This is a genomic window from Variovorax sp. P2_H12, assembly GCF_056403395.1.
Map to the genome: position 1 here is coordinate 37,608 of NZ_JBFUFO010000034.1, position 18,303 is coordinate 55,910.

The 18,303-nt window shown below is 69.1% G+C and carries 20 protein-coding genes; 12 read left to right on the forward strand and 8 right to left on the reverse strand.

Going from position 1 to position 18,303, the window contains the following annotated elements; translation table 11 throughout:
• Positions 1–57: 57 nt before the first annotated feature.
• Positions 58–777, forward strand: a complete 720-nt coding sequence (locus AC1DYK_RS25175; RefSeq protein ID WP_478168767.1) for a phosphatase PAP2 family protein — start codon at positions 58–60, stop codon at positions 775–777.
• Between the two features lie 46 nt (positions 778–823).
• Positions 824–2,641 carry a phosphoethanolamine transferase gene (locus AC1DYK_RS25180; protein ID WP_478168768.1) on the forward strand — a complete coding sequence of 606 codons (1,818 nt, stop codon included), beginning with the start codon at positions 824–826 and terminating at the stop codon, positions 2,639–2,641.
• On the opposite strand, the gene AC1DYK_RS25185 is transcribed toward AC1DYK_RS25180, so the two are convergent.
• The 3 genes from AC1DYK_RS25185 to AC1DYK_RS25195 are packed head-to-tail and all read right to left on the reverse strand — an operon-like array spanning position 2,592 to position 5,360.
• On the reverse strand, positions 2,592–3,170 hold the full coding sequence (locus AC1DYK_RS25185) for a peroxidase-related enzyme (RefSeq protein ID WP_478168769.1): 579 nt from the start codon (positions 3,168–3,170) through the stop codon (positions 2,592–2,594). The two genes, AC1DYK_RS25180 and AC1DYK_RS25185, sit on opposite strands and share 50 nt — an antisense overlap.
• Positions 3,171–3,210: 40 nt before the next feature.
• Positions 3,211–3,969, reverse strand: a complete 759-nt coding sequence (eutC, locus tag AC1DYK_RS25190; protein WP_478168770.1) for an ethanolamine ammonia-lyase subunit EutC — start codon at positions 3,967–3,969, stop codon at positions 3,211–3,213.
• Positions 3,966–5,360, reverse strand: coding sequence for an ethanolamine ammonia-lyase subunit EutB (locus AC1DYK_RS25195; protein WP_478168771.1), 1,395 nt, complete (start codon positions 5,358–5,360; stop codon positions 3,966–3,968). Before AC1DYK_RS25195 ends, eutC begins: the two co-directional genes overlap by 4 nt.
• Positions 5,361–5,460: 100 nt before the next feature.
• Between AC1DYK_RS25195 and AC1DYK_RS25200 the strand changes: the two genes are divergently transcribed.
• Positions 5,461–5,868 (forward strand): FKBP-type peptidyl-prolyl cis-trans isomerase, encoded by a 408-nt coding sequence (locus tag AC1DYK_RS25200; RefSeq protein ID WP_478168772.1) that lies wholly within the window; start codon positions 5,461–5,463, stop codon positions 5,866–5,868.
• Between the two features lie 113 nt (positions 5,869–5,981).
• Here the strand turns inward: AC1DYK_RS25200 and AC1DYK_RS25205 are convergent, their stop codons facing one another.
• Positions 5,982–7,577 (reverse strand): OpgD/OpgG family glucan biosynthesis protein, encoded by a 1,596-nt coding sequence (locus AC1DYK_RS25205; protein WP_478168773.1) that lies wholly within the window; start codon positions 7,575–7,577, stop codon positions 5,982–5,984.
• Positions 7,578–7,761: 184 nt separating this feature from the next.
• Here AC1DYK_RS25205 and ada point away from each other — a divergent pair, with 184 nt between their 5' ends.
• Genes ada through alkB form a run of 3 tightly spaced genes read left to right on the forward strand, consistent with a single transcriptional unit; the run spans position 7,762 to position 10,226 of the window.
• Entirely contained in the window at positions 7,762–8,877 is a 1,116-nt protein-coding gene (gene ada / locus AC1DYK_RS25210; RefSeq protein ID WP_478168774.1) for a bifunctional DNA-binding transcriptional regulator/O6-methylguanine-DNA methyltransferase Ada, read from the forward strand.
• Positions 8,874–9,578 (forward strand): 2OG-Fe(II) oxygenase, encoded by a 705-nt coding sequence (locus AC1DYK_RS25215; protein WP_478168775.1) that lies wholly within the window; start codon positions 8,874–8,876, stop codon positions 9,576–9,578. Before ada ends, AC1DYK_RS25215 begins: the two co-directional genes overlap by 4 nt.
• Positions 9,579–9,581: 3 nt before the next feature.
• The gene (alkB, locus tag AC1DYK_RS25220; protein WP_478168776.1) at positions 9,582–10,226 is read left to right on the forward strand and encodes a DNA oxidative demethylase AlkB; all 645 of its coding nucleotides are present in this window, start codon (positions 9,582–9,584) and stop codon (positions 10,224–10,226) included.
• Here the strand turns inward: alkB and AC1DYK_RS25225 are convergent.
• Positions 10,198–11,277 (reverse strand): MBL fold metallo-hydrolase, encoded by a 1,080-nt coding sequence (locus AC1DYK_RS25225; RefSeq protein WP_478168777.1) that lies wholly within the window; start codon positions 11,275–11,277, stop codon positions 10,198–10,200. The two genes, alkB and AC1DYK_RS25225, sit on opposite strands and share 29 nt — an antisense overlap.
• Positions 11,278–11,293: 16 nt before the next feature.
• Positions 11,294–11,881 carry a LuxR C-terminal-related transcriptional regulator gene (locus tag AC1DYK_RS25230; RefSeq protein WP_478089901.1) on the reverse strand — a complete coding sequence of 196 codons (588 nt, stop codon included), beginning with the start codon at positions 11,879–11,881 and terminating at the stop codon, positions 11,294–11,296.
• A 72-nt stretch (positions 11,882–11,953) separates the two neighbouring features.
• On the opposite strand from AC1DYK_RS25230, the gene AC1DYK_RS25235 reads away from it, so the two are divergent.
• The 6 genes from AC1DYK_RS25235 (at position 11,954) to AC1DYK_RS25260 (ending at position 16,342) form a co-directional block, all read left to right on the forward strand.
• On the forward strand, positions 11,954–12,763 hold the full coding sequence (locus AC1DYK_RS25235; protein ID WP_478168778.1) for a CoA transferase subunit A: 810 nt from the start codon (positions 11,954–11,956) through the stop codon (positions 12,761–12,763).
• Position 12,764: 1 nt separating this feature from the next.
• Complete coding sequence (locus AC1DYK_RS25240) at positions 12,765–13,403, forward strand: 3-oxoacid CoA-transferase subunit B (protein WP_478168779.1); 639 nt, start codon at positions 12,765–12,767, stop codon at positions 13,401–13,403.
• A gap of 76 nt (positions 13,404–13,479) precedes the next feature.
• Positions 13,480–14,886 (forward strand): CoA transferase, encoded by a 1,407-nt coding sequence (locus AC1DYK_RS25245; protein ID WP_478168780.1) that lies wholly within the window; start codon positions 13,480–13,482, stop codon positions 14,884–14,886.
• A gap of 56 nt (positions 14,887–14,942) precedes the next feature.
• Positions 14,943–15,173, forward strand: a complete 231-nt coding sequence (locus AC1DYK_RS25250) for an AbrB/MazE/SpoVT family DNA-binding domain-containing protein (protein WP_478168781.1) — start codon at positions 14,943–14,945, stop codon at positions 15,171–15,173.
• A complete protein-coding gene (locus AC1DYK_RS25255; RefSeq protein ID WP_478168782.1) occupies positions 15,163–15,594 on the forward strand; it encodes a PIN domain-containing protein in 432 nt (143 codons plus the stop codon). Before AC1DYK_RS25250 ends, AC1DYK_RS25255 begins: the two co-directional genes overlap by 11 nt.
• Before the next feature lie 34 nt (positions 15,595–15,628).
• Positions 15,629–16,342 (forward strand): YebC/PmpR family DNA-binding transcriptional regulator, encoded by a 714-nt coding sequence (locus AC1DYK_RS25260; protein ID WP_478089905.1) that lies wholly within the window; start codon positions 15,629–15,631, stop codon positions 16,340–16,342.
• Positions 16,343–16,344: 2 nt separating this feature from the next.
• On the opposite strand, the gene AC1DYK_RS25265 is transcribed toward AC1DYK_RS25260, so the two are convergent.
• Together AC1DYK_RS25265 and AC1DYK_RS25270 are read right to left on the reverse strand one after the other, a co-directional pair.
• Positions 16,345–17,988: a phosphoethanolamine transferase gene (locus AC1DYK_RS25265; RefSeq protein ID WP_478168783.1), complete on the reverse strand. Its 1,644-nt coding sequence runs from the start codon at positions 17,986–17,988 to the stop codon at positions 16,345–16,347.
• A gap of 168 nt (positions 17,989–18,156) precedes the next feature.
• Positions 18,157–18,285: a hypothetical protein gene (locus AC1DYK_RS25270; protein ID WP_478168784.1), complete on the reverse strand. Its 129-nt coding sequence runs from the start codon at positions 18,283–18,285 to the stop codon at positions 18,157–18,159.
• Positions 18,286–18,303 lie beyond the last annotated feature (18 nt).

An 18,303-nucleotide genomic window follows, 5' to 3' on the forward strand; every position in this document is an offset into this window, starting at 1 on the left:
AGGAGTCTAGTGCCAGCTTCAGGCTGGGTTCAGCCGCGAAAACTAAGCTCGCGCCGGATGATTCGACCTACCGCCGCGCGTCCGCTCGCCCTGACCCTGATCGCCCTGGCCTTGCTGCTCCTGTGGGATGCGAGTGGCCTCGACCTGGCGCTGGCGAGGCTGGCGGGCACCCCGATGGGCTTTCCGTGGCGCGACCACTGGTTCCTGGTCAAGGTGATGCACGAAGGCGCCAAGTCCCTGAGCTGGGTGCTGGTGATCGCGCTGTTCGCCGCCATCCGGTGGCCCGTCGGCGTGCTGCGCCGACTGAATCCCGGCGAAAGAATCCAGCTTGCTGTCACGGCGCTCCTGTCCGTCCTGCTGATCTCGCTCATCAAGTACTGGAGCAACACCAGCTGTCCCTGGGAGCTCCAGACCTTCGGCGGCGTGGCTCGACACGTGTCGCACTGGGCCTGGGGCACCAGCGACGGCGGGTCGGGCCACTGCTTCCCGGCCGGCCACGCCTCGGCCGCCTTCGCGTACCTGGGCGGGTATTTCGCGTTTCGGCGCTCGTCGCCCGTCGTGGCGCGTATCTGGCTCGCCTGCACGCTGGTTGCCGGGTTGGCGCTCGGCCTGTCGCAGCAGCTTCGCGGCGCCCACTACATGAGCCATACGCTGTGGACGGCATGGGTGTGCTGGGTGGTCGCCTTCGCGATCGATGCGCTGGCGCGTTCGGCCCATTCGCGCCGCGTCTCCCGGCGTGCCAGGCTGGCCGCTCTACCGAAACTGAACGATTCCTGACCAAGTCATTCAGGGAGATTTAAGTCCGGCAGCCTAGTCTCGCCGGATGCTTGGTTCCCCCGCGCAATCCGTCTGTCTCCCTCACGAACACGCCACTGCAGGCTCCTCCACCCCCAGCCCCTCCGGGGCCCCCGCCGCAACCCCCTGGCGGGCCGTCGATGACTGGTTCGCACGCCCCCGGTCGGTGCGCAGGGTCATCGTCTGGCTGAGTCTCTATCTCGCCCTCGTCGCCAACTGGCCGCTGTGGATCGAACTCGCCCGCATCGGCGGTGCTCCGAGCGTCTATCTGACGTCGATCGCATCGATGGCGCTGCTCACGGTGTGCGGCACCGTGGCACTGCTGTCGTTCACGGCCTGGTCGCGCTGGATGAAGCCGATCTGGTTCGGCGTCGTGGTGCTGGCCGCGGTGGCTCAGCACTACATGCTGAGCTATCGCGTGGTGATGGACCCCAGCATGCTGGCCAATGCGGTGCAGACCGATGCCAACGAGGTGCGCGACCTGCTGAGCTGGCGGCTGGTGTTCAACGTGTTCCTGGTCTGCGCGCTGCCGGCCTGGGCGCTGTGGCGCGTGCGCGTGGAGCGGCTGCCGGTTCTCTCGCAGGCCTGGCGCAACGCCGTGCTGCTGCTCGCGGTGGCGGCCATCGCCGCCGGCGGCGCGCTGGCGATGAACCGGCAGTTGGCGCCGCTGATGCGCAACAACGCTCACCTGCGCTACATGATGAACCCGCTGGCCAGCCTCTACTCGGCGGCCACGGTCGCGGTCAGGCCGATGTTCCAGCGCAGCCGCCAATTGATCCCGGTGGCCGGCGGCACCGCGCTGGGTTCGAGCTACGCGGGCCAGGTGAAGCCGCCGCTGTTCGTGCTGGTGGTGGGCGAAACGGCGCGGGCGGACCACTTCGGGCTCAACGGCTATGCGCGCGACACCACGCCGGAACTCGCGGCGCGGCAGGTGCTGAGCTACCGCGACGTGCGCTCCTGCGGCACCAATACGCTGGCGTCCGTGCCCTGCATGTTCTCGCCGCTGGGCAAGCAGGCCTTCGAGGCCCGCAAGGACGACCACGAGAACCTGATGGATGTGCTGCAGGCCTCCGGCCTGGCCGTGTTCTGGCTCGACAACCAGGCCGGCGGCTGCAAGGGCGTGTGCGACCGCATCCCCCATGCGTCGGCCTTCGATCCTCTGGGCGCAGGCGTCAAGAGCGCGCTGTGCGATGGCGACGAATGCCTCGACGACGTGATGCTCAAGGGCCTGGACGAACGTCTGGCTGTGCTGCCCGCCGAGCGCCGCGCCAGGGGCGTGGTGCTCGTGATGCACCAGATGGGGAGCCATGGCCCCTCGTACTTCAAGCGTTCGTCGCCCGATGCGAAGCGCTTCCTGCCCGAGTGCAAGAGCAACGCGCTGGCCGAATGCAGCCACTTCGAGTTGCTGAACGGCTACGACAACTCGATCGCCTACACCGACCGCTTCCTCGGCAAGACCATCGACTGGCTCAAGGGTCAGTCCGGGCAGTTCGATCCCGCGCTGCTCTACCTGAGCGACCACGGCGAATCGCTGGGCGAGTACGGCCTGTTCCTGCACGGCGTGCCCTATGGCTTCGCCCCCGAGGTGCAGAAGCACGTGCCGATGGTGACCTGGTTCAGCGAAGGCATGAAAGCGCGGCGCCACTTGTCGAGCGCCTGCATGGCATCGGGCCTGGACACGCCGCTCACGCACGACAACCTCTATCACACGGTGCTGGGCGTGATGGATGTGGCGACGCCCACCTACCAGCCCGCACTCGACGCCCTGGCGTCCTGCCGCGGGCGCGACGCGGTCGCTACTTCTTCTCGCGCGGCAGCCGCCCCATCAGGAAGAACTCCGGGTTAGGCTGCATGCCGCTGAAGCTCGCCAACCGGTTCGAGAGACCGAAGAAGGCGGTGATGGCGGCGATGTCCCAGATGTCCTCGTCGTCGAAGCCGTGGGCATGCAGCGGCGCGAAGTCATGCTCGTCGATCTCGTGCGATCGCTCGCAGACCTTCATCGCGAACTCGAGCATCGCACGCTGGCGCGGCGTGATGTCCGCGCGGCGCCAGTTGACGGCCACCTGGTCGGCCACCAGCGGCTTCTTCTCGTAGATGCGCAGCAGCGCGCCGTGCGCCACCACGCAATAGAGGCACCGGTTCACCGCGCTGGTGGCGGTGACGATCATCTCGCGGTCGCCCTTCGTGAGCGAGCCTTCTTCCTTCAGCATCAGGGCGTCGTGGTAGGCGAAGAAGGCCCGCCACTCGGCCGGTCGGCGCGCGAGGCCGAGGAACACGTTGGGCACGAAGCCGGCCTTCTCCTGGACCTGAAGCACCGCGGCGCGGATGTCGTCGGGCAGGTCCTTGAGTTCGGCCAGGGGATAGCGATCGGTCATGAGGTCTCCTTGTTCCCTTGTTTCTGGGGGCTCGGCCCGATCATAGGGAGTGGGGAAGATGGAGTTCGCTGTCGTCCTTCAACCCGACCCCTGTCAAGCCGCGGCGCAGCGCCTCGCGCAGCAGCCATCCGAGCTTGAAGGCGGCCGTCGCGTAGGCGAGCCCTTCGGGCCGCACATTCGAGATGCAGTTGCGCTCGGCGTCGTGGCGGCCGCGCCGCGGCGCATGGGTGACGTAGATCCCCAGGCTGTCGGGCGAACTCAGGCCCGGGCGTTCGCCGATCAGCATGATCGACAGCCGCGCGCCGAAGGCCTCGCCGACTTCGTCCGCCAGGGCGACGCGCGCCTGGGTGGCGATCACCACCGGCGCCAGCGACAGGTCGGTGGGCAGATGTTCTCGCAGGGCCGCCAGCAGCGGCACGGCATGGCGAGCCACCGCCAGCGAGGACAGGCCGTCGCCGATGACGATGCACAGGTCGACGGGCGAGCCGGCATCGGCACGCAGCCGCTGCGCGTCTTCGGCATCGAGTTGCCGGCCCAGGTCGGGGCGCCGCAGATAGGCGGTGCGGTCGGGCGCTTGGCTGCGCACGTGAGCGACCTTCCAGCCGCCGTCGCGCAGCGCGGACTCGAGTGCCGGGACATCGAGTGCCGCATGGATCGCATCGCGCGCCATCGCATGCGCCCAGCCGAAGCGCAGCACCTCGTCGGTCGGCATGCCCGTGCCGGCACGGCCCAGCGCAAGCCGCGCCGGCGTGGCGCTGCGCCAGTCGCCCCAGGGGCTGGAGGTGACGATGTCCTTCATCGGGTCAATGCCGTCAAGGCGCCCATGTCCGCCAGCAGGCGGTTGGCCGCTGGCGGATGCAGCCGGCCGGCGCCGTCGCTGATCTGCATGCGCTGCAGCCAGGCCTCGAACTCGGGCGCACGCTTCAGGCCCAGCGTCTCGCGCAGGAACAGTGCGTCGTGGAAGGAGGTGCTCTGGTAGTTGAGCATCACGTCGTCGGCGCCGGGCACGCCCATGATGAAGTTGATGCCGGCGGTGCCGAGCAGCACCAGCAGCGTGTCCATGTCGTCCTGGTCGGCCTCGGCATGGTTGGTGTAGCAGATGTCGCAGCCGATCGGCAGCCCCAGCAGCTTGCCGCAGAAGTGGTCCTCGAGGCCGGCGCGGATGATCTGCTTGCCGTCGTAGAGGTACTCGGGCCCGATGAAGCCGACCACGGTGTTGATCAGGAGCGGCTGGTAGCGCCGCGCGAGCGCGTAGGCGCGTGCCTCGCAGGTCTGCTGGTCGACGCCGAAGTTGGCGTCGGCCGACAGCGCGCTGCCCTGGCCGGTCTCGAAGTACATCAGGTTGCGGCCCACCGTGCCGCGGTTCAGCGACTGTGCCGCGGCGTGGGCCTCGTCGAGCAGCTCGGGCGTGACGCCGAAGGAGAGGTTGGTCTTCTCGCTGCCGCCGATGGACTGGAACACCAGGTCGATCGGCGCTCCCGAATCGGCCAGCTTCAGCGTGTTGGTGACATGGGTCAGCACGCAGCTCTGCGTCGGGATCTCGAAGCGCTGGATCACCTCGTCGAGCAGGCGCAGCAGGTCGCCCAGCACCGGCATGCTGTCGGAAGCCGGGTTGAGCCCGATCACGGCATCGCCCGCGCCCATCAGCAAGCCGTCGAGCGTGGAGGCCGCGACGCCGCGCAGGTCGTCGGTCGGGTGGTTGGGTTGCAGCCGCACCGAGAGATGCCCCGGCAGGCCGATGGTGTCGCGGAAGCGCGTGACCACGCTGCACCTGCGCGCGACCGCGACCAGGTCCTGGTTGCGCATCAGCTTCGAGACGGCGGCCGCCATCTCGGGCGTGAGGCCGGGCGCCAGAGCGCTCAGCGCGGCAGTGCTCGCCTGCTCCGACAGGAGCCAGTTGCGGAAGTCGCCGACCGTGAGGTGCGACACGGGCGCGAAGGCCTGCGCATCGTGGCCGTCGATGATCAGGCGCGTGATGTTGTCCGACTCGTAGGGGATCAGTGCCTCGGTCAGGAATCGCTTGAGCGGGGTCTCGGCCAGCACGTGGCGGGCCGCCATGCGCTGCTGCGCGGTGGCCGCACCGATCCCGGCCAGGTAGTCGCCCGAGCGCGCCGGGCTGGCCATGGCCATGACCTGCTTGAGGTCGTCGAATTCGAAGACCAGGGAATCAATCGTGGTGCGATAGCGCATCGTGGAGGAAGGGGTAGGAAAGGGCGGTGGCAACGAGGTGCAAGCGACGCCGCGCCGCGGCAATAATGAACCCGTTCTTCCATTCAACCAAGGGTTTGCCGTGCGATCAGTTCTTTGTGCCGCCGTTGTTTCGTTGTTCGTCCTGCCGAGCGCCTTCGCGCAGTCCGCGTCGGTCACCAAGCCGAGCGGCCTGATTTTCCAGTCGCTGACCGACGGCAAGGGCGCCTCGCCGGCCGCCACCGACGTGGTCAAGGTGCACTACCGCGGCACCTTCCCCGATGGCAAGGAGTTCGACAGCTCCTACAAGCGCGGCGAGCCGACCGAATTTCCGCTCAACGGCGTGATTCCGTGCTGGACCGAGGGCGTCCAGCTGATGAAGCCGGGCGGCAAGGCCAAGCTCACATGCCCGCCCGCGATCGCCTACGGCACGCGCGGCGCCGGCGGCGTGATCCCCCCGAACGCCACCCTCAACTTCGAGATCGAACTGATCTCGGTGAAAGCCAAATAAGGGCCTTCTTTCCAGGAATACCGCGGAACCGGCTTGGCCGGGCCGCTGGTATTGCCCCCGGTAGGGGGTGGGCGGGCTACACGAAGTGAGCCCAACCTGGGGGCGAGCAACAGTCAGAAAGGTTGGAACTGGTAGAGCCAGGTTTCTGACAGGGTCTGGTTGCCGTTCTTCAGGAAGAGCCGCATGTCGACCGGTTCGTTGCCTTCGGCCGTGAAGTCGAATTGCGCGCGCCAGTGGCCCGGCACGCCGTTCGGCACGGCTTCCGCGAAGATGTAGGAAAACTTGCCGCGCGAGGCGGTGAGCACCAGCTCGGGCTTGACGCCGAAGGGCAGCGACTCCAGCGGCTTGCCGATGAACTCGACCATGAACTTGCGCACGCCCGGCGGCCGCGGCTGGCCGGGCTGGCCGCCGCGCCCGAGGCGGGTGGCGACGCAGCGCGCGAGCGGCGACGGGAAGGGCTCCTCCGCGGTCCAGTAGAGCCGGTACTTGAGCGTCACGCTCGAGCCCGCCGTGGCCGGCGCCTTGGGCACCCAGCAGGCGAGCACGTTGTCGTGGATCTCGTCGTCGGTCGGGATTTCGATCAACTGCACCGAGCCCTCGCCCCAGGCGCCGAGCGGCTCGACCCACAGGCTGGGCCGCTTCTCGTAGTAGACGCCGTCCTGGTAGTGGTCGAAGCCGCGGTCGCGCTGCAGCAGGCCGAAGCCCTTCGGGTTGTTGTCGCTGAAGGACGAGGCGCGGGTCTGGGTCGGGTTGTTGAGCGGCCGCCAGATGCGCTCGCCGGCGCCGTTCCACATCGCCAGGCCGTCCGAATCGTGCACTTCCGGCCGCCAGTCGATGCCGGTCGGCTTCACGGTCTCGGAGTACCAGTACATCGAGGTCAGCGGCGCGAGCCCGAAGCGGCCGACGTCGCGGCGCAGGAACAGGCGGCATTCGATGTCCATCAGCACGCCCTTGCCGCGCTGCAGGACGAACTTGTAGGCGCCGGTGATGCTGGGCCCCTCGAGCAGCGCATAGATCGTCATGGCATCCGAGCCCTGGGCCGGGGGCTCGAAGTAGAAGCGCGTGAAGGTCGGGAACTCCTCCGGCCGGTCGGGCATCGCGGCGTCCAGCGCGATGCCGCGCGCCGACAGGCCGTACTGGTAGAGCTCGCCGATGGCCCGAAAGTACGAAGCGCCGAGGAAGGCCGCCCAGTCGTTCTTCTGCCAGGGCAGCCTGGCCTGGTCGCCGAGGCGGCTTTCCTGCAGCCGGAAGCCCGCGAAGCCGGCGCCGTCGGGCAGCTTCTTGGCCGGGCTGTCGTCGGGCATCGTGAAGTAGGCCGGGTCGTAGAGGATCTCGCGCGCGAAGCCGTCGCCGCTCGCGTTCTCGAGCACGTACATGTGGACCGGCACCTGGAAATAGCGCCCCAGGTGGAAGAAGGTCACCGGGAACGGGCCCGGGCCGTCCCGGAACAGGGCGTGGTCGGTGTTGAACCGGATCTTGCCGTGGGCGTCGTAGTCGATCCGCTCCAGCACGTCGGCCGGCAGCGAGGTGTCGCCGACGAAGGGCGCGGCGCCCAGCGACTTCGCCCGGGCGACCAGGCGTTCGAAGGAGAAAGGGCTCGGCTGGCTGAGCTTGAGGCCGTTGGCCGCGAGGGCTTCGGCAGGCAGTCCGAGGGCGGCGAGCGCGAGCGAGGCGCCACCGGCGGTGAGGAGTGAGCGACGGTCGATCATGTGGGCCAAATGGTAACGAGGCGCGGGCCCGCAGCCCGTAGGCCGGGGCCCTGAAACAAAATCCAGGTCCGGTGGTGCAGGCGTCGTCCTACATGCGAATTCGAAAGCAAGACACGGAGTGCGTTGTCTTTCGTCGTTCCCTACAGTGAACGCATCGATTCACGGCAACACCACGAGGACGCAGATGAACATGAGCAACACCAATGAAATGCGGGCGCTCGCCACGGCGAGCGATCCGCGCTGGGCGGCGGTCGCCGCACGCGATCCGGCGGCGGACGGCCGCTTCGTCTATTCGGTCCGGACCACCGGCGTGTACTGCCGGCCGTCCTGCGCGGCGCGGCCGGCCCGCCCCGAGAACGTGGACTTCCATGCCACCGCGGCCGAGGCCGAGCGTGCCGGGTTCAGGCCCTGCATGCGCTGCAAGCCCGACCAGCCGGCACGCGCCGAGCGCGAGGCGGCGCGTATCGCCGAGCTGTGCCGTTTCATCGAAGACGCGGAGCCGGCGCCCACCCTGGACACGCTCGCCGAGCGTGCCGGTCTCAGCAGTTCGCACCTGCACCGCCTCTTCAAGGAGGTCACGGGGCTCACGCCGAAGGCCTATGCGGCCGCGCATCGCGCCCGCCGCGTGCGCGAGGAACTGGGCCGCAGCGACACGGTGACGAGCGCGATCTACAACGCCGGCTACAACTCCAACGGGCGCTTCTACGAGAACGCCGACGGGATGCTGGGCATGACGCCCACCGCCTGGCGCGACGGCGGGGCCGACACCGAGATCCGCTTCGCCATCGGCGAGTGCGCGCTCGGCGCGATCCTGGTCGCCCAGAGCGCGCGCGGTGTCTGCGCGATCGCGCTGGGGGACGATCCCGACGCCCTGGCGCGCGATCTGCAGGACCGCTTCCCGAAGGCCCGCCTGATCGGGGGCGAAGCCGGCTTCGAAGCGCTGGTGGCCCGGGTGGTCGGCTTCGTCGAGGCGCCGGGCCTCGGGCTCGATCTGCCGCTGGACCTGCGCGGCACGGCCTTTCAGTTGCGCGTCTGGCAGGCGCTGCGCGAGATCCCCGCCGGGACGACCGCCAGCTACAGCGAGATCGCCGAGCGCATCGGCGCGCCGCAGGCGGTGCGCGCCGTGGCGCAGGCCTGTGGCGCCAATGCGCTGGCGGTGGCCATCCCCTGCCATCGCGTGGTGCGCAGCGACGGCAGCCTCTCGGGCTACCGCTGGGGCGTCGAGCGCAAGGGGGCGCTGCTGCGGCGGGAGGCGGAGCATGAGCGCCGCTCGCACCGCAGCACGGAGCTTGGCCAATGAGCGCACGTGAGGTGAGCACGGTCGATTGGGCGGCGGTGGGCGTCGATCTCGACGAGCAGGGCAGTGCCCTGATCCCGGGACTGTTGACGCCGGATCGATGCGCAGCGATGGCCGCGCTCTACGCCGAGCAAGCGCCGTTCCGCAGCCGCGTCGTGATGGAGCGGCATGGCTTCGGGCGCGGCGAGTACAAGTATTTCGACTATCCCTTGCCGGGCCTGGTCGCGGGGCTGCGCGAAACGGTCTATGCGCAGCTCGCGCCGATCGCCAACCGCTGGAACCAGGCGATGGGCCTCGACGTGAGCTATCCGCCGCAGCACGCCGAGTTCATCGCGCGCTGCCAAGCGGCCGGGCAATCGCGGCCGACGCCGCTGCTGCTGCAGTACGGGCCGGAGGACTACAACTGCCTGCACCAGGACCTTTATGGAGAGCAGGTCTTTCCGCTGCAACTGGTGGTCCTCCTGTCCGAGCCGGGCCGCGATTTCACGGGCGGAGAATTCGTCATGACCGAGCAGCGGCCGCGCATGCAGTCGCGGCCGATGGTGCTGCCGCTGCGCCAGGGCGACGCGGCGGTGATCGCGGTGCACCAGCGGCCGGTGCAGGGCACGCGCGGCGTCTACCGGGTGAACCTGCGGCATGGCGTGAGCCGTGTGCGCTCCGGCAGGCGGCATACGCTGGGCATCATCTTTCATGACGCGGCCTGAACCATGACCCTGGACCTGTTCGAACCCGATGCGCCGACGCTGGAGCCACTGGAGCCCGGTGCGATGGTGCTGCGGCGCTTCGCGTGCCGGCACGAGACGGCCCTGCTGGCCGCCGTGCAGGGCGTGATCGAGCAGGCACCGCTGCGCTGCCTGGAGACGCCGGGCGGCTTCCGGATGTCGGTGGCGATGACCAACTGCGGGGCGCTGGGCTGGGTCAGCGATCGCACGGGCTACCGCTATGACGCCATCGACCCTGACAGCGGCCGGCCGTGGCCGCGGATGCCCGAGGCGTTCTCGCTGCTGGCCGCCGAGGCCGCGGCCTCGGCCGGCTTCGAGGGATTCGCGCCCGATGCCTGCCTGGTCAATCGCTACGCGCCCGGCACCCGGCTGTCGCTGCACCAGGACCGCAACGAGCGCGACTTCGGCCAGCCGATCGTCTCGGTGTCGCTGGGCCTGCCCGCGGTGTTCCTGTTCGGCGGGGCGAAGCGGGACGACAAGGCGCGCCGCGTGCCGCTGGTCCATGGCGACGTGGTGGTCTGGGGCGGGCCGGCCCGATTGCGTTTCCACGGCGTGCTCCCCGTCAAGGAGGGCGAGCATCCGCTGCTCGGCGGCTGCCGGATCAATCTGACGTTTCGGCGCGCGGGCTGATCGGGCTGCGGGGCGTGAGCCTGCGCGTCTCGCCGATCGCCGTCACGAAGAAGGCCTCCTCCGGCAGGCCCTGGACGCCGCGCAGTTCCGCCAGCTTGCGCGGCGGTTCGTCCAGCGCCTCGTCGGTCAGCTGGAAGACCCCCCAGTGGATGCCGAGCGAGCGCTTGGCGCCGACGTCGGCATGGATGCGCAGCGCTTCCTCCACGTCCACATGCTGGTTGCGCATGAACCAGCGCGGCGCGTAGGCGCCGATCGGGATCAGCGCGAGGTCGAAGCCGCCGCCGCGTTCGGGCGTCTGCAAGTCCTCGAAGTGCGCGCGGATGTCGCTGAAATCGCGCGAGTAGCCGGTGTCGCCGGTGAAGAGCAGGTGGCAGTCCGGCGCCAGCACCGCGAAACCGCCCCACAGCGTGGCCATGGCATCGCCGGGGCTGCGCGAGGACCAGTGCTGGGCGGGAACGAGCGCCACCTCGACCGCGCCCCGGGGGCCGGCCACCCGATGGCGATCCCACCAGTCCAGCTCGACCGCGTGCGCGACGCCGCGCGCCGCCAGCCAGGGCTTGAGGCCCAGCGGCACCACGAACAGCGGCGAGCCGCCGGGCTGGCCGGCCAGCGCCGCCACCGAGGCGGCATCGAGATGGTCGTAGTGGTTGTGCGACACCAGCACCAGGTCCACATGCGGCAGTTCGGCCAGCGAGAGCCCCGGGGCCGCATGGCGCTTCGGGCCGACCAGCGGCAGCGGCGAGGCGCGCGGCGAGAACATCGGATCGGTCAGCAGCGTGAGCCCGCCCATCTGCACCATCGCGGTGGCGTGGCCGATCCAGGTGACGGCCGGTTCCATCGCCGCGCCGGCGCGCGCGTTGGCGTTCAGCCAGGCCAGCTCGGGCGCGACCCTCGGCGTCGGGGCCAGCGGTGGCGGCGGCAGCTGCTGGCGCGCGGCCTCGCGGCGCCAGCGCAACAGCTCGGACAGGCTCTTGGGCTGGAAGTCGAGGTAGTTGTTCTGGAAGCCGCGCGGGCGGTGATGGGGCTTGCCGGGGTCGTGGTAGGGGTTCATCGGGTGCGTGCGGACTCTATCCGGCGATCAGTTTCTGCACCAGTTCGGCCGTGGTTGCCGCCGCGTACTTGCGCATCAGGCGGGCGCGGTGGATCTCGACCGTGCGGTGGCTGATGGCCAGCGCCCGCCCGATCTCCTTCGAGGTCAGCCCCTTCATCACCTGGGCCGCGACCTCGCGCTCGCGCGGCGTCAGGTCGGCCTTGGCCGCCCGGCGCGAGCCCAGGTCCTCGAACACCCAGATGCCGGCCTCGTGCGGCGCCTCGCGGTTGAGCGCCTGGCCGCTCACGTGGCACCAGAAGGTCTCGCCCGCGAAGGCGCCGTGCAGGTCGCCCAGCCGTTTCATCATCCGGTTGTCGGCGTAGCGGCCGCTGGCGTTCAGGATCGGCTCCATGCGCTTGCCGATGCGCTCGAATTCGGCGACGCTCGGGTACAGGACACGAAACGACTGGCCGACCAGCGCCCCGCGCGTGGCACCGAACATCTCGCACAGGCGCGTGTTGCAGTCGACGATGATGCGATGCCGCGACAGCACCATGCCCACCGGCGCCTGCTCGAAGGCGAGCCGGTAGTCGATGGCGGCGAGGGGCGCGTCGGGGGTGTCCATTACGAAATACTACGTATGCCAGTACGTAGTATCGTCTCTGCTCGGATTTCAACCATCACCCAGCGAGGAATCATGGCGAACAAGATCTATCCTTCCGCCGACGCGGCGCTCAAGGGCGTCGTGGCCGACGGCCAGACCCTCGCCGTCGGCGGCTTCGGCCTCTGCGGCATTCCCGAGGCGCTGATCGACGCGCTGCACGATTCGGGCGTCAAGAACCTGACCTGCATCTCGAACAACGCCGGCGTCGACGGCTTCGGTCTCGGCAGGCTGCTCGGCACGCGCCAGATCAAGAAGATGGTCGCGAGCTACGTGGGCGAGAACAAGGAGTTCGAGCGCCAGTACCTGGCGGGCGAACTCGAACTCGAATTCACGCCGCAGGGCACGCTGGCCGAGAAGCTGCGCGCCGGCGGTGCCGGCATCCCGGCCTTCTTCACCAAGACCGGCGTCGGCACCCAGGTCGCCGAGGGCAAGGAGCTGCGCGAGTTCGACGGCGAGACCTACGTGATGGAGCGCTCGCTGGTGCCCGACGTGGCGCTGGTCAAGGCCGACGTGGCCGACAAGTCCGGCAACCTGCGTTTCCGGCTGACGGCCCGCAACTTCAATCCGGCCGCTGCGATGGCCGGCAAGATCTGCATCGTCGAAGTCGAGAAGATCGTCGAGGTCGGCGAACTCGCGCCCGACGACATCCACCTGCCGGGCATCTACGTGCACCGCATCGTGCTCAACGCCACGCCCGAGAAGCGAATCGAGAAGCGCACCGTGAGCGCCGAGGCGCCGGTCGACGCGGTCGCCGCCAAGGTCCAGGCGCAGGCCGCGATCGCGCAGGCCGCCGTGGGCAGCGAAGTGCCCGCCCCCATCCAGAACAACGTCAAAGGAGCCTGAGATGCCCTGGACCCAGGACCAGATGGCCGCGCGCGCGGCCCAAGAACTCGAAGACGGCTTCTACGTCAATCTCGGCATCGGCATTCCGACCTTGGTCGCCAACTTCGTCGGCGACAAGGAAGTCTGGCTGCAGAGCGAGAACGGCATGCTGGGCATCGGCCCGTTCCCGACCGAGGACCAGGTCGACGCCGACCTGATCAACGCCGGCAAGCAGACCGTGACGACCCTGCCGGGCTCGGCCATCTTCGGCAGCCACGACAGCTTCGCGATGATCCGCGGCGGCAAGATCAACCTGTCGATCCTCGGCGCCATGCAGGTCAGCAGCAAGGGCGATCTCGCCAACTGGATGATCCCGGGCAAGATGGTCAAGGGGATGGGCGGCGCGATGGACCTGGTGGCCGGCGTCAAGCGCGTGATCATCCTGATGGAGCACGTCGCGAAGAAGAAGGACGGCACCGAGGACCTCAAGATCCTCGAGCAGTGCACGCTGCCGCTCACCGGCGTGGGCGTGGTCGACCGCATCATCACCGACCTGGCCGTGATGGACGTGGTGCCCGCAGGCCTCAAGGTCATCGAGCTGGCGCCCGGCGTGAGCTTCGAGACGCTGCAGTCCAAGACCGGCGCCAAGCTGATCCGGTGACGGCACGCGCGACGTAGCGCACCAAGGGCAGGGCCGTGCGAACGTGCCCTGCCTTTTTCATTTGGGAGTGCATGACATGGATGCGACCGAAGCATTGAAGGCCCTCTGGCAGGCCGCGGGGCTGCCGCCCGAGGCCTTGGCATTTGCACAGCTCACGGGGGCCGACCCGGTGCTGCCGTCGTCCTTCGCGGTCGGTGCGGCGGCGCAGAGCACCATTGCCGCCGCCGCGCTGGCCGCCTGCGAGCTGGGCCATGCGCGGGGCGCGCCGCGCCAGCAGGTCGGCGTCGAGATGCGGCATGCGGCGCTCGAGTGCACCGGCTGGTTCAGCATCGACGGGCGGGTGCCGGACCTGTGGGATCCGTTTTCGGGCCTCTACCGCGCGGCGGACGGATGGGTGAGGATCCACGCCAATTTCGCCCACCACCGGGAAGGTGCGCTGCGGCTGCTGGGGCTGGACCCGAAGCTCGCGCAGCGCGCCGATGCCGAGGCCGCGATGCGGGCCTGGAAGTCGCGCGACTTCGAGGATGCGGCCGCCGCCCACGGCCTGGTCGCCACGGCGCTGCGGCGTTTCGACGAATGGGATGCGACGCCCCAGGGCAGGGCGCTGCAGGCGCAACCCCTGTTCACGATCGAGCGGATCGGCGACGCGCCGCCGCTCGCGCTGCCGCCTCTCGCCGAAGGCGCGCGGCCGCTGTCCGGCGTGCGCGTGCTCGACCTCACGCGCATCCTCGCCGGCCCCGTGGGCGGGAAGGCGCTCGCGGCCTATGGTGCGGACGTGTTGCTGGTCAATTCGCCGCACCTGCCCAATATCGAGGCGATCGCCGACACCAGCCGCGGCAAGCTGTCGGCGCAGATCGACCTGCGGACCGAGTCCGGGAAAGAGGTGCTGGCCGGGCTGATTGCGCAAGCGCACGTGTTCGTCCAGGGCTACCGGCCCGGCGGCATCGCGGCGCTGGGCTTCGGTCCCGCCCAGGCGGCCCGCATGCGACCGGGCATCGTCCACGTCTCGCTGTCGGCCTATGGAACGATCGGCCCCTGGGCCCAGCGCCGCGGCTTCGATTCGCTGGTGCAGACCGCGATGGGCTTCAACCGGGCCGAGGGCGAAGCGGCCGGCGACGGCAAGCCCCGGGCGTTGCCGATGCAGATCCTCGACGAGGCGACCGGCTACCTGATCGCGATGGGCGCGGCGGCCGCGCTGTGGCGCCAGCGGCGCGAGGGCGGCAGTTGGCAGGTGCAGGTCTCGCTGGCGCAGACCGGGCAATGGCTGCGCGGGCTGGGCCGGGTGGAGGCCGGCCTGAAGATCGCGCCGCCCGACCGGACGCCGTACCTCGAGACCTCGGCCTCGGGTTTCGGCGCGCTGTGCGCCCTGCGGCACAGCGCGCAGCTGTCGCGCACGCCGGCAGGATGGACGCGGCCCTCGGTGCCGCCGGGGAGCGATCCGCCCGTGTGGCCCCCATCGGACGGGGGAAAGCCGTTGATTTGACGCGCAATGGCTGCGGATATACATTTGAGTTTTGTATATCCTTCGTGAGGCCGATGATGCAAGTCTCGAAGTGGGGAAACAGCCTGGCGATTCGATTGCCGGCCGCACTGGTCAAGGATCTGGATCTGGCCGATGGCGATGATGTGCAGCTGAGCGTGCGCGGTCCGCGCGAGTTCGCCTTGAGCAAGAAGCCGTCGAGGGACCAGATCCTTGCGGCGCTGCGGGACTTCCGCGGCCGGCTGCCATCCGATTTCAGGTTCGATCGAAACGACGCCAATGACCGCTGACCGGTTCGCGGACACCAACGTCGTGCTGTACCTCATGTCGCAGGATGCGGAAAAGGCCGATCGAGCAGAGCAGGTGCTGGCGCAAGGCGCGGTCGTGAGCGTCCAGGTCTTCAACGAGTTCACGAGCGTGGCCCGGCGCAAGCTGGGAATGGCGTGGAGCGACATCGGGGACTTTCTGGAGATGCTTCGTGCGCTCTGCCGCGTCGAAGCGATCACAATCGAAACCCACGACCTCGGCCGGCAAGTCGCCGAGCGGTATCAGCTGTCGGTGTATGACGCCATGATCGCGGCCTCCGCTTTGATCGCCGGCTGCGACACGCTGTATTCGGAAGACATGCATGCCGGACTTTGCATCGACGGCCGGTTGACCGTCGTGAATCCGTTCGACGGCGGGTCACATTTCACGGCGAGCCGTCAGTAGATCGCCGCAGACCAACTCAAAAGGAATTTCAGACATGGGCGCGCAATGGAAAGCCAAGCACAAGGACCTGGCGGCCAACGCCAAGGGCAGGCTGTTCGGCAAGCTGGCCAAGGAAATCATGATCGCCGCTCGCAGCGGCGCCGACCCGGCGTCGAACGCGCGCCTGCGACTGGTGGTCGAGCAGGCCCGCAAGGTCTCGATGCCCAAGGACACCCTGGAACGGGCCATCAAGAAAGGCGCCGGCCTCACGGGCGAGGCGGTGCATTTCGAGCACGTGATCTATGAGGGCTTCGCGCCGCACCGGGTGCCCGTGATGGTCGAATGCCTGACCGACAACGTGAACCGCACCGCCCCGGAGATGCGGGTGCTGTTCCGCAAGGGGCAACTGGGCGCCTCCGGCTCGGTGGCCTGGGATTTCGACCATTTGGGCATGATCGAAGGCGAGGCGACGGTGGCCGGTGCCGATCCCGAACTGGCCGCCATCGAGGCGGGCGCCCAGGACTTCGAACGCGGCGAGGAAGCCGGCACGGCGACCTTCCTGACCGACCCCGCCGACCTCGACCTGGTGAGCCGCGCGCTGCCGGCCCAGGGTTTCCAGGTCGTGTCCGCGAAGCTGGGATACAAGCCCAAGAACCCGATCGATCCTGCGAGCCTGAGCGCAGCACAACTGGAGGAAGTCGAGGCCTTCCTGGCGGCCATCGATGCGAACGACGACGTGCAGAACGTGTATGCGGGCCTGGCGGGCTAGTTCTATCGCGTGAACGAGGGCACTGTTGCCGGAAGTGCGGGAGCGCGCCAGACGTATTCGTCGCGCAGGATGTTCCGGCTCGGTTCGTTGCCGGTCCAGCGGATGTCGAGCAGGTCCGCGACCACCCAGCCGGTCCAGTCCGAGCGAAAGGGCTGTGCGGCGATGCCCGGTCGCGGGTGCGGGGGCTGGCGATTGCGCCAGATGATCGTCGGGATGCGATAGCCCGACGCGGTCGACGGGCTGTGGCCGGCACGGTCGCTCCCATGGCCGACTTCCTGGCCGTGGTCGGACAAGTACATCCACGCCCGGTATTCCGCCTTGTCCTGGACGGCCCGTGTCATCTGAAGCAGTTCGGACACCACGAAGTCGTGATACAGCAGCGCGGCGTCGTACTCCTGCCGGAAGCGGCGTACCCAGGCGGAGCGGCCATCCTTCGCCAGCTTCGTTTCGACGGCGTCGATGTCGTCATCGAAGGGATTGGCGCCGCTCGGAAACCTCAGGCGATAGTGAGGATGGGCGCCCATGAGGTGCACCACGATCAGCTTGCGCGAGGCCGAATCCTGCAGGGCCTCCTGGACGCCATCCAGGATTTCTCCGTCGAGCGAGGCGCTGGCCCTTCCGGGCGTGCGGTTGACCATGTCCACCACGTCGGCGAGCCGCGCATGGGTCTGCTCGATCGCGACATCGTCGTGGTTGCTGATCCACCAGGTCTTGTAGCCGGCGGCCCGTGCCAGCGCCAGGACATGGGGCGGGCTCTCGGCCTCGGGCCGGCCGAAGCTGAACATGTTCCTGAGGGCGGGCAACGTGCTCGCGTCGACCGACCAGGCGTTGCCCAGCACCAGCATCTCGTCGTTCAGCTGCGCCTGGTGGTCCAGCAGGCGCGGGGTCGTCGCCCTGCCGTAGCCGTAGAGCGCCATGTTGTCCCGGTTGATGCTGTCGGTGATGACCAGCATGACCGTCGCGGGGCCGTCCCGAACCACGACCGGTGCCGCGGCCTTGGCGCGGCCGAGTGCGAGCTCGCGCATCTGTTGCTGGTCGACCCAGCCCGCGCGCAGGGCCTGGACGGACTGCGTCCATTTCGGCCAGAACATGAACGGATGCAATCTGCGCCACGGCTTGCTCGCGTAGGCCAGGGCGGCGGCCGCGACCAGCACCCAGACCAGGGGCGTCTGCCAGCGTGTCCGCGACGGCCGCCGGGCACCCCGGCGCACGCACGCGCCGAGCACGAGGCCGGCGGCCGCGAGCAGCGCCGAGCCGATCGCCATCGCACGCCAGTGCATCGACAGGTACTCGCCGCTCTCGCGCGCGGTGGTGTTGGCCACGGCGCCGAGGACCATCGCGCCGTCGGGCGCGGCCTGGTAGGCGTCGAGCAGATAGGCGCGGGCCACGCCATCCAGCGCGAACGCCATCGCCCAGAGCCACGCGACGGCGGCGCGCAGCCGGTGCGCCCACGTGCTCTGCAAGGGCCACACAAGCCACACCGCCACAGGCAGCGCAAGAACCATGAGCTGGCCGACGCGCCGGCCGTCGTGGCCGAGGGCGACCAGCGGCAGCAAGGTCGCGAGCAGGAGCCCGCAAGGCCACCACGCGTGACCCTGCCACCCGCGTGCGGGTCGAGCTCTGAGTGATTCGGACGGCGTGTTCATGGGGGCCGGGGCGCGGCGATGGACCGCGCGGATTCTGCCCGCGCCGAAGGCACAAGGCCGTCGAGTGGCCTGATTTCCGTGGGGTCTTCGGAGGTCGGCGGGGCCGGGCCTGTCCGGCCCGCGCGGGAAGTCCCGGGCTTCTCGCTGCGAATCAGGCTTGGGCCTCGATCAGCCGGGGAAGTGCTCGGTCTGCAGGTTCAGCTTCAGCCGCAGTTCGCGCCGCTGCGTACCCCGGTGCATCGGCATCATGAAGTGCCTTTCCGGCCCCGGCACGTAAAGCACGACGCAGGCGGCCAAGTCTTCCGCCTCGGCGAT

Coding starts and splice junctions, on each gene's coding strand:
- AC1DYK_RS25175 (WP_478168767.1), top strand. CDS start 58: ATGATTCGACCTACCGCCGCGCGTCCGCTCGCCCTGACCCTGATCGCC.
- AC1DYK_RS25180 (WP_478168768.1), top strand. CDS start 824: ATGCTTGGTTCCCCCGCGCAATCCGTCTGTCTCCCTCACGAACACGCC.
- AC1DYK_RS25185 (WP_478168769.1), bottom strand. CDS start 3,170: ATGACCGATCGCTATCCCCTGGCCGAACTCAAGGACCTGCCCGACGAC.
- eutC (WP_478168770.1), bottom strand. CDS start 3,969: ATGAAGGACATCGTCACCTCCAGCCCCTGGGGCGACTGGCGCAGCGCC.
- AC1DYK_RS25195 (WP_478168771.1), bottom strand. CDS start 5,360: ATGCGCTATCGCACCACGATTGATTCCCTGGTCTTCGAATTCGACGAC.
- AC1DYK_RS25205 (WP_478168773.1), bottom strand. CDS start 7,577: ATGATCGACCGTCGCTCACTCCTCACCGCCGGTGGCGCCTCGCTCGCG.
- ada (WP_478168774.1), top strand. CDS start 7,762: ATGAACATGAGCAACACCAATGAAATGCGGGCGCTCGCCACGGCGAGC.
- AC1DYK_RS25215 (WP_478168775.1), top strand. CDS start 8,874: ATGAGCGCACGTGAGGTGAGCACGGTCGATTGGGCGGCGGTGGGCGTC.
- alkB (WP_478168776.1), top strand. CDS start 9,582: ATGACCCTGGACCTGTTCGAACCCGATGCGCCGACGCTGGAGCCACTG.
- AC1DYK_RS25225 (WP_478168777.1), bottom strand. CDS start 11,277: ATGAACCCCTACCACGACCCCGGCAAGCCCCATCACCGCCCGCGCGGC.
- AC1DYK_RS25230 (WP_478089901.1), bottom strand. CDS start 11,881: ATGGACACCCCCGACGCGCCCCTCGCCGCCATCGACTACCGGCTCGCC.
- AC1DYK_RS25235 (WP_478168778.1), top strand. CDS start 11,954: ATGGCGAACAAGATCTATCCTTCCGCCGACGCGGCGCTCAAGGGCGTC.
- AC1DYK_RS25240 (WP_478168779.1), top strand. CDS start 12,765: ATGCCCTGGACCCAGGACCAGATGGCCGCGCGCGCGGCCCAAGAACTC.
- AC1DYK_RS25245 (WP_478168780.1), top strand. CDS start 13,480: ATGGATGCGACCGAAGCATTGAAGGCCCTCTGGCAGGCCGCGGGGCTG.
- AC1DYK_RS25250 (WP_478168781.1), top strand. CDS start 14,943: ATGCAAGTCTCGAAGTGGGGAAACAGCCTGGCGATTCGATTGCCGGCC.
- AC1DYK_RS25255 (WP_478168782.1), top strand. CDS start 15,163: ATGACCGCTGACCGGTTCGCGGACACCAACGTCGTGCTGTACCTCATG.
- AC1DYK_RS25260 (WP_478089905.1), top strand. CDS start 15,629: ATGGGCGCGCAATGGAAAGCCAAGCACAAGGACCTGGCGGCCAACGCC.
- AC1DYK_RS25265 (WP_478168783.1), bottom strand. CDS start 17,988: ATGAACACGCCGTCCGAATCACTCAGAGCTCGACCCGCACGCGGGTGG.